The sequence below is a fragment of the Calditrichia bacterium genome (assembly GCA_020634975.1).
Classification (GTDB): Bacteria; Calditrichota; Calditrichia; order RBG-13-44-9; family J075; genus JACKAQ01.
In genome coordinates, this window is record JACKAQ010000001.1 from 2861299 (window position 1) to 2878573 (window position 17275).

At 48.6% G+C, this 17275-nt stretch carries 15 protein-coding genes; 13 read left to right on the top strand and 2 right to left on the bottom strand.

The features are described 5' to 3' along the window. The first annotated feature begins 47 nt into the window (after positions 1-47). The 7 genes from H6629_11575 (at position 48) to H6629_11605 (ending at position 7931) form a co-directional block, all read left to right on the top strand. Positions 48-1394 carry an MATE family efflux transporter gene (locus tag H6629_11575; protein MCB9068431.1) on the top strand — a complete coding sequence of 449 codons (1347 nt, stop codon included), beginning with the start codon at positions 48-50 and terminating at the stop codon, positions 1392-1394. A gap of 2 nt (positions 1395-1396) precedes the next feature. Continuing rightward, complete coding sequence (locus H6629_11580) at positions 1397-2032, top strand: dTMP kinase (GenBank protein MCB9068432.1); 636 nt, start codon at positions 1397-1399, stop codon at positions 2030-2032. 141 nt (positions 2033-2173) lie between these two features. Beyond that, on the top strand, positions 2174-3862 hold the full coding sequence (locus H6629_11585; GenBank protein MCB9068433.1) for a S41 family peptidase: 1689 nt from the start codon (positions 2174-2176) through the stop codon (positions 3860-3862). 118 nt (positions 3863-3980) lie between these two features. Next, positions 3981-4796 carry an LOG family protein gene (locus tag H6629_11590; GenBank protein ID MCB9068434.1) on the top strand — a complete coding sequence of 272 codons (816 nt, stop codon included), beginning with the start codon at positions 3981-3983 and terminating at the stop codon, positions 4794-4796. A 104-nt stretch (positions 4797-4900) separates the two neighbouring features. Then, positions 4901-5854 carry a thioredoxin-disulfide reductase gene (gene trxB / locus H6629_11595; protein MCB9068435.1) on the top strand — a complete coding sequence of 318 codons (954 nt, stop codon included), beginning with the start codon at positions 4901-4903 and terminating at the stop codon, positions 5852-5854. Between the two features lie 59 nt (positions 5855-5913). Beyond that, positions 5914-6903, top strand: coding sequence for a tRNA dihydrouridine(20/20a) synthase DusA (gene dusA, locus H6629_11600; GenBank protein ID MCB9068436.1), 990 nt, complete (start codon positions 5914-5916; stop codon positions 6901-6903). A 176-nt stretch (positions 6904-7079) separates the two neighbouring features. Continuing rightward, positions 7080-7931: a hypothetical protein gene (locus tag H6629_11605; protein ID MCB9068437.1), complete on the top strand. Its 852-nt coding sequence runs from the start codon at positions 7080-7082 to the stop codon at positions 7929-7931. A 37-nt stretch (positions 7932-7968) separates the two neighbouring features. Here the strand turns inward: H6629_11605 and H6629_11610 are convergent, their stop codons facing one another. Beyond that, positions 7969-8457, bottom strand: coding sequence for an N-acetyltransferase (locus tag H6629_11610; GenBank protein ID MCB9068438.1), 489 nt, complete (start codon positions 8455-8457; stop codon positions 7969-7971). Further along, on the bottom strand, positions 8458-10638 hold the full coding sequence (locus tag H6629_11615; GenBank protein ID MCB9068439.1) for a S9 family peptidase: 2181 nt from the start codon (positions 10636-10638) through the stop codon (positions 8458-8460). 383 nt (positions 10639-11021) lie between these two features. On the opposite strand from H6629_11615, the gene H6629_11620 reads away from it, so the two are divergent. The 6 genes from H6629_11620 (at position 11022) to H6629_11645 (ending at position 17268) form a co-directional block, all read left to right on the top strand. Next, complete coding sequence (locus H6629_11620) at positions 11022-11696, top strand: response regulator transcription factor (protein MCB9068440.1); 675 nt, start codon at positions 11022-11024, stop codon at positions 11694-11696. Further along, a complete protein-coding gene (locus H6629_11625) occupies positions 11693-13099 on the top strand; it encodes a HAMP domain-containing protein (GenBank protein ID MCB9068441.1) in 1407 nt (468 codons plus the stop codon). The genes H6629_11620 and H6629_11625 overlap by 4 nt, the downstream gene beginning before the upstream one ends. Before the next feature lie 269 nt (positions 13100-13368). After that, positions 13369-14421, top strand: coding sequence for a sulfotransferase (locus tag H6629_11630; protein MCB9068442.1), 1053 nt, complete (start codon positions 13369-13371; stop codon positions 14419-14421). A gap of 34 nt (positions 14422-14455) precedes the next feature. Then, entirely contained in the window at positions 14456-15307 is an 852-nt protein-coding gene (locus H6629_11635; GenBank protein MCB9068443.1) for a phosphatase PAP2 family protein, read from the top strand. Between the two features lie 243 nt (positions 15308-15550). After that, on the top strand, positions 15551-16207 hold the full coding sequence (locus H6629_11640) for a phosphatase PAP2 family protein (GenBank protein MCB9068444.1): 657 nt from the start codon (positions 15551-15553) through the stop codon (positions 16205-16207). Positions 16208-16260: 53 nt separating this feature from the next. Next, positions 16261-17268, top strand: a complete 1008-nt coding sequence (locus tag H6629_11645; protein ID MCB9068445.1) for a phosphatase PAP2 family protein — start codon at positions 16261-16263, stop codon at positions 17266-17268. Positions 17269-17275 lie beyond the last annotated feature (7 nt).

Here is a 17275-nt window from a genome sequence, read left to right on the forward strand (position 1 = left end):
CTGCTGAAAAATTACCCGCCGGTCGTTTATCAAAACAGGTGACACACGTGAGTTCATCGCAGAAATCTCCGCTCAAGAACATTCTAAAAACTTCGCTGCCGGCTGTTATTGATTTGTCATCGCAAACAGTTGCCTGGCTTATCGAAGCTATTTTGATCGGCAATATTTCCGCAGCTGCTTTGGCAGGTGTCGGGCTGGCACTCCAAATAGTTATCCTCACTTTTACAGTTGTGTTGACATTTGTGGTTGGCGCATCCATTATTATCAATCAATATTTGGGTGCGGAAGACCATTGGAACGCCAATCATGTGCTGGCTCAGGCGATGATGGTCGGAACGATAATGGCATTCGTCATCAGCTTGCTATGGTATTTTGGCGGAACGCAGGTTTTTCTGGCCATCCGCGAAGAGGAGCCATCCGCCCGGATTTACGGCGTGCAATATCTCAAAATAATTTCCTATTTCGGTCCGCTGGTAATTCTCAACTTTATGGGATTGGGCATTTTGCGGATGGTCGGCGATACCGTCGTCACCATGAAAATCAATCTGTTTACCAATATTTTGCACCTGACGTTGGCGTCTATTCTCATTTTTGGGCTGTTCGGAATGCCGCGAATGGAAGCAGAGGGCGCAGCACTGGCAGTGGGCATCGCTCATTCAATCGCGTTTTTTATTACGCTTTACATGCTGCGCAGCCGAAAAGTATCGTTATTTTTATCGTTTACGGAATACGCCACACCCAATTTTGAAACGTTTAAACGATTGTATAAATTGGGTTTACCGACAACCGTTGAACAACTGGTCTGGGCGTTCGGTCAATTGGTGCTCAGCTTTTACGCCGGTTTGTTGGGAATTGTTGTGCTGGCAGCGCACCAGGTTTTTGTGCGGGTGCAGTCGGTGCTGACAATGGCGTTTCAGGGATTCGGTTTGGCATCGATGTCGCTGGTTGGGCGCAGCATTGGTGCTGGCGATGATGACGCCGCAATCAAAGCCGGTTGGCAAACCGGCTGGGTAGCGTTGGCTACGGCAATGCTGATTGGCGCGGGACTGATGCTGACCGAACAGTGGTGGTTCTCTATTTTCACCAAAAACGAAGCTGTGGTAACCTTTGGCACCAGCGCAGTAATTGTGCTGGCAATTATCCAAATGCCCAAAGCAATGAACATGGTGTTTACCGGAAATTTGCGCGGCGGCGGCGACCTCAACTGGCTGATGTGGCTGGCTATTTCCAGTGTCACTATTTTTGAAATTATCGGCTCTTACTATTTTGCTTTTGTTTGCGAATTATCGCTGATCGGCATTTGGATGGTGCAGGGAATGGACGAAGCCTCACGGCTGTTCTGCAATTTCTGGCGCTTTCACCAGCGAAAATGGAAAATAAAGGATATGTTGTAACGATGGCAGAATTCCGGCAATTCATATCATTCGAAGGCATCGACTATTCCGGAAAAACCACTCAGCTGAAATTGCTGCTGGCACGGTTGCAGCAATCCGGCATCGATGCCCAATTGCTCCGCGAACCCGGCGGAACCGTCATCTCCGAAAAAATCCGGGAAATTTTGCTGGACAAATCGCACACCGAAATGCACGCCAAAGCCGAAATTTTGCTGTATTCCGCCGCGAGAGCGCAACTGGTGCATCAGAAATTGCTGCCGTTGCTGCAATCCGGCGCAACCGTTATCGCCGACCGTTTTTTTGATTCAACAACCGTTTATCAGGGATTCGGGCGCAACCTCGATCTCACGTTTGTTCGCTCACTCAACACATTTGCGACCTCCGGACTGATGCCCTACAAAACATTCCTGATCGATATTTCCCCTGACGAAGCACTGCGTCGCCGCCAACATTCCGGTCGCGGCAGCGATCGGCTGGACAGCGAAAGCCTCACCTTTTTTCAGGCTATCCACACTGCCTATCACCAACTTGCAAACGATTTTCCTAACCGATTTGTTATCATTTCCGGCGAACGAGATGTGGACAGCATCGCCGTAGAAATTTGGAAAAAAATTTGCGAACTGTGGACTATCGCATAAACTATTCCTGTTTTCATCCGAACTTAACTATTAAAAGACAAATTGTTCGTCCAGTTGTTTCTTCCGGAAACTTTTTGGGCGCCAAAGTGATCTAAATTAGTATTGGTTTTTTCCGAATTGATTCATCAGGAGGTTGTTAGGATGTTCCAGCGGGCAAAATTTACAACGTTGACGATAACGATAACCGTATTTGTATTGATTGGCTGGTTTTTTAGCTATTCGATGGCGGGCGGCAACGAAGAAAAATACTATAAAATAGATAAAGGTCTCCATTATTTGCGGGAAGTGTTCGAAACCATCGCCCGAAATTATGTGGACGAAGTAGACCCCGAAGTGCTCAGCAAAGCCGCAATCGAGGGCATGCTGGAAAATTTCGATCCATATACCGTGTTTTTTAAAGATCCCGGTTCGCAGCAAATGCGCATGATTACCCGGGGAAAATACGGCGGCGTCGGGATGGAAATCAGCGTGCAGAGCCAACAAGTTGTGGTTATTTCGCCGATGGAAGGCTCGCCTGCTCAGCGTGCCGGCATCCGTGCCGGTGATATTGTTACCAAAATTGACGGCGTGCTTACCAACAGCCTCAATTTGCAGGATGCATCGGAGCATTTGCGCGGGAAAGTCGGGACGCCGGTGATGCTCGAATTTATGCGCCCCGGACTGGATAAACCGCTGGAAATCACGCTGATACGCGAAGAAATTACCCTCGAAGATGTTACCTACGCCGGATTTGTGGAACCGGGAACGGCATATTTCCGGCTGTCTGCTTTTTCCGATAAAGCCAGCGAAGAGCTGAAATCGGCGATTCACGAATTACAGGCAGATATGCCCATTCAACGGGTTATTCTGGATTTGCGAAGCAATCCGGGCGGGCTGTTGACCGCAGCAGTGGATATCGCCAATATTTTTCTGCCGCCGGGACAGTTGGTTGTTTCTACCCGTGGTATTCACGAAAGTGAACATAAATTTTACACCAACGAATCGCCGTTGTTGCCGGACCAGCCGCTGGTTGTTTTGATCAACGAATCCAGCGCCAGCGCATCCGAAATCGTCGCTGGCGCCATTCAGGATTGGGATCGCGGTGTGCTGGTCGGCAGCGAAACATTTGGCAAAGGGCTGGTACAAAAAGTATATCCCATCGATCGCATCAACCAGGCGTATTTGAAAATAACCACGGCAAAATATTATGTGCCGTCCGGACGCTGCATTCAAAAAGAAGATTACAAAAAGGATACAGATTTTTTTGTGGATCACTCCGACAGCACCGAGTACGATCAAAAAGTTGATTACTTCACCCAAAATCGCCGGGTTGTTCACGGTGGCGGCGGCATCTATCCGGATGTGGTTGTCGATCGGGAAAACATCACCCGTTTTCTGCAAACGCTGTTGGCGAAAGGTTATTTTTTCCAATTTACCGTAGATTATCTGAGCGATCATTCGGAATACAGTGACCCGCGAAACGTGCCGGTAACCGACAAAGTGCTGGAGGATTTCCGGAAATATGCAATGGAGCGCAACTTCTCTTTCGATATGGAAGGCGAAGAACAGTTGAGCAAATTTCTCAAAATTGCTGCGGACGAAAAATTTCAGGATCGCGATATCAAAGATTTGGTCGGCGTTGCGCTGGAAAAATTGCGCAAAGAAAAAGAGCGTCAATTTAACAAATTCAAACCGCAAATCCGGGAACTGCTGATTGCCGAATTTGCCGAAAAATCCGGTGGGCTGGCATCGCGGATTGTGGCGAACATGCCGTTCGACAACCAGTTGCAGGGCGCGTTGCAAGTGCTCAAAAACGGACAGGAATATCGGGAAATTTTGGCTATCCGTTGATTTTTGAACCAACCTTTTTTATCATATTTGTTACCATCTGAAAGGGCGAACACAGGTTTCGCCCTTTGGTTTTACATCTAAATTCATCAAAATTACACTGAATAGTTGAGGATTGAAAATGGGAAAACTGCCCCCAAAGGCGTATAAGAATCTGTCATTTCTGAACAGTTCCGAAGCCCGGATGATCCGCATTTTATCCGAATATCTCGAACCGCGCGTGCGTTTCACCAAGCATGATGTTGAAAACACGATTGTGATGTTCGGCTCTGCACGAACGCTCCCCCGGGAATCTGCGCTGGAAGCGCTGAAATCTGCGAAAAATAAGCACAAAAAAACGCCAAATCCCGATAATGCGCTGGCTGTAAAAATGGCGGAAAAACGGGTTGAGCTTTCCCAATATTATGAAGATTGCCGTGAGTTGGCAAAAATGTTAACCGAGTGGTCAATAAAACGTGGCAACGGCGAAAACAGCTATTATATCGCCAGCGGCGGCGGTCCGGGGATGATGGAAGCTGCCAATCGCGGTGCATCCGAAGCCGATGGCGGCGAGTCCGTCGGGCTGAACATTTCTCTGCCAATGGAACAGGGCTGCAATCCCTACATCACCGATGATCTCAATTTTGAATTTCACTACTTTTTTATGCGGAAATTCTGGTTCATTTATCTCGCCAAAGCGATTGTGGCGTATCCCGGCGGATTCGGTACGCTGGATGAACTGTTCGAGGTGCTCACGCTCATCCAAACCCGCAAAGTGAACAAAAAATTGCCGGTGGTGTTGTATGGCAAGGAATATTGGCACAACCTGATCAACTTCGATGCGCTGGTGGAAAACATGATGATCAACAAAGAAGATATGGATTTGATCTATTTCGCCGAATCCAATCAGGATGCGTTCGATTATTTGACATCCCACCTGAACGGTGATTCGGAGTAAAGGTGTCGTTCAAAACCATTTGAGAAACGGCGTATCTTTGCGTAGATTTTTGCATCCAAAACATATTGATTGGATAAAAATTACGACCGAACAGGAGATTGAAAATGGGCAATGAGAATCATCGAAAAGTTATCGTTATTGGATCCGGACCGGCGGGGGACACGGCGGCGTTGTACGCGGCGCGGGCAGAGCTGAAACCGCTGCTGATTTCCGGCAGCCAGCCGGGTGGACAATTAACCATCACCACAGAAGTTGAAAATTTCCCCGGATTTCCCGATGGCATAATGGGACCGGAAATGATGCACCGGTTTCATCAACAGGCACAAAAATTTGGTACCGAATTCGTTTACAAAACCGTCACCAAAGTCGATTTCAGCAAACGTCCGTTTGTAATTGAAGCGGAAGATGTGACTTACACAGCCGATGCGGTAATTATCGCCACCGGCGCATCCGCGAAATTGCTCGGCCTGCCTTCCGAAAAAGAGCTGATGGGTTACGGCGTTTCCGCATGCGCAACCTGTGACGGATTTTTCTTCAAAGAAAAACATGTTGTGGTGGTCGGCGGCGGCGATTCCGCGATGGAAGAAGCTAATTTTCTCACCAAATTTGCCAGCAAAGTAACGGTTATTCACCGCCGGGAAGAGCTGCGGGCATCGAAAATTATGCAGGAACGCGCATTCAAAAATGAGAAAATTGATTTTGTCTGGAATAAGGATGTTGTCGAGGTGCTTGGCACTCGCGAAGGCGGCGTTACCGGTTTGCGGCTGAAAGATACCGTCAACGGAGAAGAAACGGAATTTGCCTGCGAAGGCTTTTTTCTGGCGATCGGGCATACGCCTAACTCGCAAATTTTCAAAGGTTTACTAAAGATGGATGACAGCGGCTATCTGCAAACGATACCGGGCTCATCCAAAACCGAAATCCCCGGCGTTTTCGCCTGCGGCGATGTGCAAGATTCCGTTTATCGACAAGCGGTAACGGCTGCTGGCTCCGGCTGTATGGCAGCCATCGACGCGGAACGTTACCTCAGCGAATTGGAATTTGAGGGCGAAGAATAGTGACAGTTGTATCCCAAAAATCTTCCCGGGCAACCGTTTTTCCGGTGAGCGTCGCGCCGATGATGGAGTGGAGCGACCGCCATTTTCGCGCTTTTATGCGCCAAATGACGCGCCGCACTTTGCTTTACACCGAAATGAAAACCACCGGTGCCATTTTACACGGCGAACGGGAGAAAATCATCGGGTTTTCCGATTTTGAGAAACCGCTGGTGCTGCAAATCGGCGGTGATGATCCGGCAGAAATGGCTGAATGTGCCAAAATCGCGGAAGATTACGGATATGACGAAGTGAATATTAACGTCGGATGCCCGAGCGAACGGGTGCAAAAAGGCAATTTTGGCGCGTGTTTGATGAGCACGCCGGATGTGGTTGCCGAATGCGTATCCGCAATGCGCAATGTTGTAAAAATTCCGGTGGGTGTGAAACACCGCATCGGCATCGATCGGCAGCAAAGCTACGAATTTATGGCAAATTTTGTGGAAAAAGTGGTTGCCGCCGGCGCGGACCGGATTACCGTTCACGCCCGCATTGCCTGGCTGAAAGGGTTGAATCCCAAAGAAAACCGGGAAGTACCGCCGCTGCGGTACGAAGATGTGCACCGGCTAAAAACCGATTTCCCGGATACGATCGTGGAAATCAACGGCGGCATCAAAACGCACACGGAAATTACCGCACAATTGCCACATGTGGATGGTGTGATGCTCGGACGTGCAGCGTATCATAACCCGTTTATTTTTAGCAGCATGGACCAGTTATTTTTCGGTGAAAAGTATCCCGCCAAAACCCGCCGGGAAATTGTCGAAGCGATGATTCCGTACATTGAAGAATGGCGGGAAAATGAGCTGTTTCCCAACCGGATCATCCGGCACATGTTTGGGTTGTTTTCACACCAGCGCGGTAACAAAGCCTGGCGGCGCTATCTCAGCGAAAATGCTCACAAACCGGAAACCACCGGCGAAATTCTCCGCGATGCCATCGCCGATATCCCCGACGAAGTGCTGGACGAACGCCCGAATCCCGCCGAAATAGCGTTGGCGGAAGCCGTTTAGCAAAAAAAACATCTCGACAAATTTGACGAATTGTCGAACCCGAATGTCGCGCCTGTAAACGAAATGGTCGAAAATACCGTGTTTGCAGGCGCTTTTTTGTTGGCACAAAAGTGGCAACTTGTGGAATTGTGAATCGTATAGTTGTGTAAAAACCATTATTTTTGGGGATATTTGGGATGAAACAAAAAACAACAATTTTGATTTTGTTGATGCTCGGCATTTGGCTGGGTTTCGGCGTAACGGGGATTGCACAGGAGCGGGAACGCAAAGAGAAAACCAAAAAAGAAGGCAAACTCGGCGATTTTGAGGACGAGGTTGACGGCAAAAAGAAAAAATCGGACAACGATGACGATGACGACGACCACGTTCACAGCTGGATTTCCATCGACGATTACCTGCTGCTGGGGCGCATTACTTACGGATTGCTGGTTCAGTTTCCCGGCGAATCGCGCTATTTTTATAACGGCAGCTACAAAAACAGTTTTTTCAGTGATTTCCCTTACGCTGTTGATGGCGAGGGGCATTTTTCGCAAAACGACGGGCGCAAACAATCGATCAACATCACCGGGAATTATTTTTACAGCGAATCGGATTTGGACGGGCTGGCGCTGCGGGCGCAATTTTCGCCGAATCCGTTGTATGGCGCAGAAGTGCATTTCGCCGATATCCGCGAAGAGCTGAACGGATACGATGACCGGCTGCAGTTGTTCGGCGCATTTGTCAATTACAACCGTTTCCGGCTCAACCGTTTCGGGTTGCGTTGGGGATTGGGCGTGATGGGCTTGCGCGGCGATAACACCCGCACCGGCTTCGCGTTTAACTCCGGAATGGAGTGGTATTTCAAAGAACCGCTCAGTCTGGAATTGCAATACAGTGGCGGATTTATCAGCGAGCGATATGTGCCGGAATTTTACGGTGCGCTGAACCTGCATTATCGCCGGATGGCGTTTTCGGTGGGTTACCAATATTGGTCCGCCGGAAATGTGGTGATCGACGGTGTAACGACCGGTGTGAAATTGTTTTTGTAATGGGTTGAGAAAATACAGGGGCGATCGCCGATCGTCCCTATAAATTTCGTTCGATCAAATATTCAACGATGACAACATCGCGCCAAATGCCATCCAGCTTGGCGTGATTGCGATAGACGCCCACCTCTCGGAAACCCAATGATTTCATCAGTTTAAGGCTGGCAGCATTTTCCACAAAAATCCGCGACAGCAGTTTGTGAAAACCGGCTGCCGCAGCTTGTTCGATCAAATAATTCATGGCAAATTTGCCGACACCACGCCCGCGATAATTGCGATCCACATAAACAGAAAATTCCGCAACGCCCGCGTAACATTCTCGCGCGCTGTACGGGAATGTCGCCGCGAACCCGAAAATTTTGCCGGGTTCGCCAACCACAATCACGGGATGTTTGCCATCCATCCATTTGCCGATGTCTTTCGCTGTGCGGTCCCGCGTTTCAAACGTGGCGATGCGCTCTGCGATGCCTTCGTTGTAAATCCGGGCGATTTCCGCCCGGTCTGCGTATGTTGCTAATCGCGCTCGCATTTATTCCGCTGAATCTCCGGTTTTGGCGTTTTTCAAATGTGTTTCCAGAAAATTGAACATGGTTTTGTATTGGTGAACGCGCGCTTTCCCGTGAAAACCGTGCATCTGGTTCGGGTAAAATTGCGACTGGAAAATTTTCCCGGCGCTGATCAGCGCGTCAATCATCTGGATGGAATTGGACATGTGCACGTTGTCATCACCGGTGCCGTGGAGCAGTAGCAGCGATCCGCTGAGGTTCTCCGCCGCATTTACCGGTGCGCTGAGGCGATAGCCTTCTTCATTTTCCTGCGGTAAACCCATGTATCGCTCGGTGTATGCCGTATCGTAATTGCGCCAGTGAGCCGGCGGTGCGCCGGAAATACCCGCTGCGAACGCATCTGAATGGGTCATCGCATAGAGCGTCATGTAGCCGCCGTAGCTCCAGCCCCAAATGCCGATGCGTTGCGCATCCACAAACGGCTGCGATTTGAGATAATCTACCCCGCGAAGCTGGTCTTCCAGCTCAATTTTGCCCATTTCCAGATGGATTGGTGATTCCCACGCGTGCCCGCGACCGGCTGCACCGCGATTGTCCATCGCGAAAATAACGTACCCTTGCTGCGCCAAAAACTGGTGCCACAGCGAGCCAAATCGTCCGTAACTGTTACTGATTACCTGCGAATGTGGACCACCGTACGTATAAACGAGCACCGGATATTTTTTGGAAGGATCGAAATTCTGCGGTTTGATCAGCATGCCGTAATATTCGAGCCCGTTATCTCCGGTGAAGGTGATCATTTCCGGCGTGGAAAGATCATATTTGTTGAGTTCGCCGTCATCTTCGCGAATGGTGTGCAGCAGTTTGCCGTTGGCTTTGTGCGCCGTGATTTCAGACGGTTGGGTGATGCTGCTGTGCGTATCGATAAAATATTGCGCCGCATCCGGCATGTTGATCCGGTGCGAACCGTCCGCTTTGGTGAGCCGCTGGAAACTGCTGCCGCTCGATTTTACGTGATACAAATGACGCTCGCGCAAATCCTTTTCCGTAGCGGTAAAATAGATGAGATCGTGTTGTTCATCGACCGCCAGAAAATCATCCACCAGCCACTCGCCGGAAGTGACCTGGCGAATCAGGTTGCCATCCAAGTCGTATAAATACAAATGGTTATAGCCGTTGCCGCGTTCCGATCCCCACAACAATTGCGGTTTGTTTTTGTAGAAATAAACGCAATCGCCAACGTTCACCCAATGCGGATCGCTTTCAGTGATGAGCACTTTTTTCTCGCCGGATTGCGCATCGGCGCGCACCAATTCCAGCTTCTGCTGGCGGCGATCCAGCCGCATGTACGCCACATTTTTGCTGTCCGGCAGCCAGTACACCCGCGGATAATAATCGTCGGTTGCGCTGTTGTCGTCGAGCCAGCGGGTTTCGCCGGACTGCACATTCACCACGCCCAGCTTCACCAGAGAATTGGGGTCACCCGCCTTCGGGTAGCTCATGTTGGTCACGGTCGCATGCGCTTCGTCCCAGTTCACCAGCGGGTAGCTTGGCACCGGCGATTGGTCGAATCGCAAAAACGCGATATTTTTGCCATCCGGGGACCAGTAATAGGCTTTAAACTGACCGCGTCCGACCAGCTCTTCCTGATAGACCCAATCAAATTTGCCGTTGAGAATAATATCGTTGCCATCGGTGGTGAGTTGTTTCTCGTCACCGCCGGCGGTGGATTTCACAAACAAATTGCCATCGCGAACAAATGAAATATACGATCCGTCCGGCGAGAGATCGATTAATTCTTCAGCCGCTTCGGTTTCCAGCAACCGGCGGGAAGATTTATCCTTCAAATAATACAGCCACGCATCGCCTTTGCTGAGCAGCAGCAATCCGCTGCCGTCCGGCAGCCAGCGGTAATCGCTGAAATTCCCGCCCATAAATTCAATATCTGCTGAATTTAGCAGTGCTTTTTCTTCGCCGGTTTTCATGCTGTGCTGCAGCAATTCCAGCGAACGTGTTTCCCGGTTTCGCTTGAGGTGGGTGAACGCCTCGCCATCCGGTTGCCATTTCAAATTTGCCGGTGATTTGCCCCACGGGCTGTATGAAAGCACGTCATCCAGCGTTACCGCCTGCTTTTGGGCGAACAACGCCGGAGCAACGAGCAGCGTAACCAGCGCCGCACGCCGCAGTTTTTGTGAAAAGTGCATGTCTCTGTCTCCTCTTTATGATCAAAAAATATACGACAAATCGATTTCGAATGAAATAGCATGAACGGTTTCTGTCGCGAAAAAAATCACTTTGCAGAATGTGAGATGTGTTGCCACGTCCCGGCGTTTCATTCGTTGATTTTTGAGACAGGATTGCGCAAATTATTAACTGATGATACACAATTTCGTCACAGAGAAGGAGAGGAACACGGAGATAAAAAAATCTAAAAACGGTTTGAGAAGAAAAGGCTATTATCATTAAAGACAGGCCTTTATTAAAGAAAAGGTTACCGTGATATTTCTCTGCGATTCTCCATGTCTCTGTGGCAAAACAGTTGATACGTAACATCAGATATTTCGAAAACTACAAACAGGGTGAAACTTTGCGGATTTTAATTGTTGAAGATGACCGGGAAATTGCAGCATTTGTGCAAAAGGTTTTGCAGGAAGAATCGCACGCGGTGGATGTGGCGTTCGACGCCCGAACCGGGGAAGACCTCGCGCATGTGGAGCCGTACGACCTGATTATTCTGGATGTGATGCTACCCGGAAAAGAGGGATTCGACATCCTGAAAACGCTGCGTACTGCCGGAATTGCCACACCGGTGATGATGCTCACCGCCCGCAGCGAAGTGGCAGATCGCGTAAAAGGGCTGGATGTCGGTGCGGATGATTATCTCGTTAAACCCTTTGCAGTAGCGGAGTTACGTGCTCGGGTCCGGGCATTGCTGCGCCGCCATTCAACGGAAAAATCGCCGCAACTCCGGTTCGACGAAATTACGCTGGACACCGTTGCGCGCGAAGTAACCGTTGCCGGAAATCCGGTGGAAATCACCACCCGGGAATACGCCATTCTGGAATACCTCATCCGCAATAAAAACCGGCTGATCAGCAAGGGCATGATCGCCGATCACGTGTGGGATTACCAGTTCGACAGCGATTACAATCTCATCGAAGTTTACATTCGACGGCTGCGCCAGAAAATCGAGAAACCGCTCGGTAAACAACTCATCCAGACCGTCCGCAACGGCGGCTATATTTTGAAATACGACCAATGATGAAAATGTCCATCCGCGCCCGGATTACGCTGCTCATTACCTTCGTGTTTATCAGCGTTTTGGTATTGCTGCTGTCGTCGGAAATGCTGGCGATATACCTCGGTATGACCGGCGAGATCGACCGGGAATTGCGGCGGGAGCGCAATTTTGTCCGGGAATTGTTCGAGCGGGAATTTTCCGGCATTATCGAAGCGGACTCGGCAGAAGCGGCCCAAATCCAGCACGAACTTGAGGAAGATCTGGACGAAATTATTGGCTTTAAAAACCAGTTCGTGCTGCTGAATGTTGTCGTAAAAAACGGCACAACACGCCGGTTTTCGGACTCCCGTCACGATGTGGAAATTGCCCAAATCCCGGCGGTTTTTTTTGATAAATCGGATGAATTTTTCAACAAAGTGCTGAACAACCGGCGCTACCGGGTTAACATCAGCCAAAATCCGTGGGGAACGCTGGTTGTCGGGCTGGAAAACCGCACGTTTTATGAAATTGCCGGTCATCTCGAAAATACGCTACTGGTTGGTATTCCCGTAACGCTGGCGATTGTGTTGCTCGGCAGTTGGTTTTTGGCAAAACTGGTGATGGTTCCGGTGGTGAATGCTGCAAAAACGGCGAAAAATATCACACTGTCCAATCTGGAGCAACGGCTGCCGGATTACGTCGGAAAAGACGAATTCGGGATTCTTGTAACCACGCTAAACGGCATGATTGCACGAATTGAGGAAGGCGTAAACCAGATCCGCCAGTTTACGCAAGATGCCGCGCACGAACTCCGAACGCCGTTGACCATTCAGCGCGGCGAGTTGGAATTGCTGTATGAGCAGAACACAATTTCCGAAGACAATCGCGTTGCCATCCAGAGAACGCTGGAGCGGGCAATTTCGATGAGCAAAATTGTCGAAAACCTGATGTTGCTTGCACAATCGGATTCCAAAGCCTATCCGCTGAAAAAACAGAAGTTTAGGCTTGATGATGTGATGCGGGAAATCGCGGAGGATTGCCAGATTCTTGCGGATGACCGCCCCATCAGCGTGCAACTCGATCGCTGCGACAAAATCGATTTTTCAGGTGATGAGCAGCTCATTCGGCGATTGCTGCTCAATTTGGTGGATAACGCGCTGAAAAACACCGAGCGCGGCGCAATTTCGCTCAGCCTGATCCGCAAATCCGGAAATGTCAAAATTCGTATCAGCGATACCGGCTGCGGTATTCCGCCGGAAAAATTGCCGCATATTTTTGATCGCTTTTTCCGGGTGGATAACGCCCGAAGCGGTTTTTCCGGCAGCGGTTTGGGACTGTCGATTTGCCGCTGGATTGTCGCTGCGCACGGCGGCAGCATTTCTGCGGAAAGCAAATTGGGCGTCGGCAGTACGTTTACAGTGGATTTTCCGGGAAATGAGTTTTGATAAAGGACAAGGTAAAAATGTTGGTGCAGAAATGATTTGGTAAGCCTGCTTTTTTAATAAAATTCAGTTTCAGTTCAGTTGGGTTTCGTAAAATGTTTTCTATTTGATTCGGTTTGAAATTGTGACATCTGTTTGCACCTGCCGTTGTTTTGGTAAAAAATTCGTAAAAATGTGAATCACCCGCCCAAAATTCAGTTTCAGTTCAGTTTCATTCATTATTATTCTATCGTAGTTTGAAATGGAAATAAATGAATGACAGGAGATTGTCGATGGAAACGGTTCTGAATCTGGAACGAGCACTCAAAGCGGAAAAAATTCGCGAAATCAAAGATTCCGCGCCGGTTTTTGTGATTGGTTCGCACCGGTCGGGCACGTCATTTTTGTATCGATTGATCCAGAAATATCTGAAAATCGGATTCGGGCGCGACAACGGGCTGTTCGTCCGCAAAATGAAAATGCTCAATTATTACGGCGACCTGAAAAATGATGCCAATCTTCGTCGCTTGCTCACCGATATTCTCAACGAACCGGATGTGAAACGCCGCTTTCCGGGGCTGGAAATTGATGTGGATGTGTTCATCAGCCAGATGGACGAACGAACTTATCCCGAACTGGTGCGCCGGTTTTACGCCGAATGGGCGTATCTGAAAGGTGCGGATCGTTGGGGCGGCAAAACACCGGATTACTCAGTTTACACGGCAGAGCTGCTCCAGCTTTTTCCGGATGCCAAATTTGTGCACATCATCCGCGACGGGCGCGATGTGGCGCTGTCGCTGTTCCGGCTGGATTGGGGTGCAAAATCGCCGATTGTGGCTGCCAAACATTGGAAAGAACGCGTCGAAGCGGCGTGCAACTTCGGGCGAAAGCTGGACGACAGCCAATATCTGGAAATTCGATACGAACATTTGGTGCAATTTCCAGAGGAAATTTTTGAAAACCTGATCCATTTTCTCGATTGGGAAGATGACCGCTACAAAATTATCGATCAATTTAATCGCGGGATTGTCGGCAAGGTTCGCCGCGATAATTTCAACAAATGGAAAACGCAGATGTCCCGGCGGCACATTCGTTTGTTCGAGCAGGTTGCCGGAAAGCTCTTGCAAAATTTGAATTATAAAACGATATTTTCCGACGAAGAAATATCACAGCCGCTAACAAAAACGCAATTGGCGGTTGATTATCTGGAAAACATATTGCGTAAGCTGCTTATGGGACAAGGGTTTAAAGGGCTTTTTGTCCGTTCAGGAAAGTGGATGCGAAAATCAATCGTTAAGCTTCGTTTTTTGTTGAATTCAACATCGAAGGCGTTGCGTATCAATTAATGATGTATCGCGGGAATTCCCGGTAAAACTGAGAATGACAAAATATTTGCTGCGCTGGAATTTGGTTTGGGTACTGTTGTTTTCATCGATAGGCGTGATACGCCCCCAATCCGCTATCGATAATACCAAGTCAAATCCAGCGCATCGATTTTTAACAACCGTTGTGGGGGATTTTTGGCACGTTGCCAGCTCACCTTTCAAATTATCCAAAAAAGATGCTGTATCAGTGTTGTCGTTTGCCGCGTTCAATGCCGGATTAATCACTTTTGGTGATGCCGAAGCCGATGAAGAATTGGCGCTGGAAGGCTATCACGGTGTACTAAAGCCCGCCAAATGGATGGCCAAAGTTGGCGAAGTTTATGACAACATTGGCACCCAAAATGTTGCGTTGGGTCTTTCCGCTGGAATGCTTACCGGCGGTATTATTTTTAAAAACAAAAAGTTGCGGGAAACCACACGTTTGATGTTGGAATCATTGTTGATTGCCAGCACAATCACATATTGGAGCAAACGGGCCATCGGCAGGGCGCGGCCATTTGCAAATCAGGGTGCGTCGGAGTTTGATCTGTTTGGTTCCGGCAACAGCAATCGGGAATACCGGTCGATGCCATCCGGTCATGCAACCAGCGCATTTTCTGTGATGACGGTAATCGCCAAACAGTACAGCCAGTGGTGGGTCAAATATCCGGCATATTTTTGGGCAACATCAGTAGCTTTGCAACGAATGAACGATCGCCAGCACTGGGCATCAGATGTGCTGGTAGGTGGCGCTATCGGTTATTGGGTTGGCAATCTGTTGGTAACTCACCAAACCCGGAAAAGAAACCCCTTAAAAATATCAGCAATTTATTCGATAAATAGAATAGGGATGTCGGTTTATTTCTGATTTATCCGCTAGTAATGCCATGATTTTAGAGTAACCGGGAAGATTGAAAGGGACGACAGGGAAATGGTTGTTATCAGGATGTTGGTGTTGTGTGCGTTCTGTTCTGTTTATTGTTTTGCTCAGCAAACCAGGTTTTTTGCTGAACCTTTACCGCATACAAATGCAATTAAAGTAGATGTTAATCTGGACCCAAATACCAGAAATTCAGTCGTTAAGTTTTGGGATTTCAGAACGTTACGAACGTTGGCATGTGCCGGTATGGGTGCGCTGATTATTTCTGGATCGGACTATGCGATTGATGAAGAATATTCGCTCGAAAGAGATGCTTCACCGTTTGGCATTCTCGATGCACTCGGGCAGTTGGGACATTGGTACGATTCGAAATACACCTTTCTGGCGTTGGGTAGTGCATCTGTTACGGCAATCGGATACAGCTGGTTTAAAAATAAGCCGGAAATGCGAAAAACCGTTTTTCAAATGTGGGAATCATTGGCGATCACATCCGCAATTACCTATCTTTTGAAGGTAAATATAGGCAGGCAACGCCCGTATATGAACAATGGCCCGTATGAATTTGATCCGAAATTTTTTGTCATGAATACCACCAAAATGTCTTTTCCGTCCGGTCACACATCCAGCGTTTTTGCGTTGATGACTGTTTTAGCCAAACGGAGCAGCTCTGTTTTGGTGAAATCTGCATCTTACACGCTTGCTTCTGCCGTGGCATTTCAGCGAATGCTCGATCGTAAACATTGGGCGTCCGATGTGCTGTTTGGCGGTGCCCTCGGCTATTGTGTCGGCAGCTGGATCGTCAATCACGGAAAAGCCAGCAACAAACACAATTTTGTAGTGATTGCACCCATCGGCCGGAAAACATTAGGGGTGTCGATGAATTTTTGACCTGAAATTTATTCAGTTTGTTTGTACTCATTCTAATCGGTCGATGGAGATTTATGTTAAAAAGTGGTTTGCCAAATATATCTTTAGGTGCCTTTGTCGTATTGGCATCACTGTTTTCCAGTGCTTTTTTTGCCCAACCGAAAAATGAAAATCCGGATTTTGGTAGCGATCTAACCAGTAATAATTATTACCAGTTGGGTGACGAAACATATGTGTACGAAAATCCCGGCACATTTGATTTTATCAAGTTTTTCCCCGGCAATGTTATTAAATATTCGAAAGACACCTTTCGTCAGGAAAACCTGTTTAACATTGGTGCGATGGTTTCGGTAACCGCGTTGCTGGTGGCATACGATCAGCAAATGCTGGATGAAACCCAGCGATTCGGGCGCAGAATCGGGCTGACCGGAAACAATCGAATGAACAGGGCGTTTTACGTTTTCGGATTACCGATAGAGTTACCGCACGATAAAGACACCGCGCTATATTTTATCGGTGATGGCTGGACACACACCTCAATTGCCGGATTGTTTTTGGGATATGGATTGATCAATAAAAACAGCCGGGCGTTGCAAACGGCCAGCCAAATTGCCTGCGGGATGATCACCACCGGATTAACCACGCAATTGCTAAAGCACATCACCGGACGCGAAAGCCCGTTTAAAGCAACCGCACCGGGTGGCAAATGGCGCCCTTTTCCCGACCAGATCAAATATCACAAAAATGTGCCGGCATACGATGCTTTTCCCTCCGGTCACCTCGCTACCGCGATGATGACGTTCACTGTAATCAATGAAAATTATCCGCATAGTAAAATTGTCAAACCTGTTGGTTATACGTTACTTACGATTCTTTCTTTTGAAATGGTGAACAACGGTGTTCACTGGGTCAGCGATTATCCGCTGGCGTTGGCAATGGGATATTCGCTGGGCAAAATTGCAGTCGCGCGCGGAAGAAAATCAGTAGATTCAGCAGCATCCAATCAAAAACACTCAACCCGACACACCACAATTTTTCCATATTTGCAACGTGATGGCATCGGACTCGCAGTTGCTTTTTGAGAAAAGA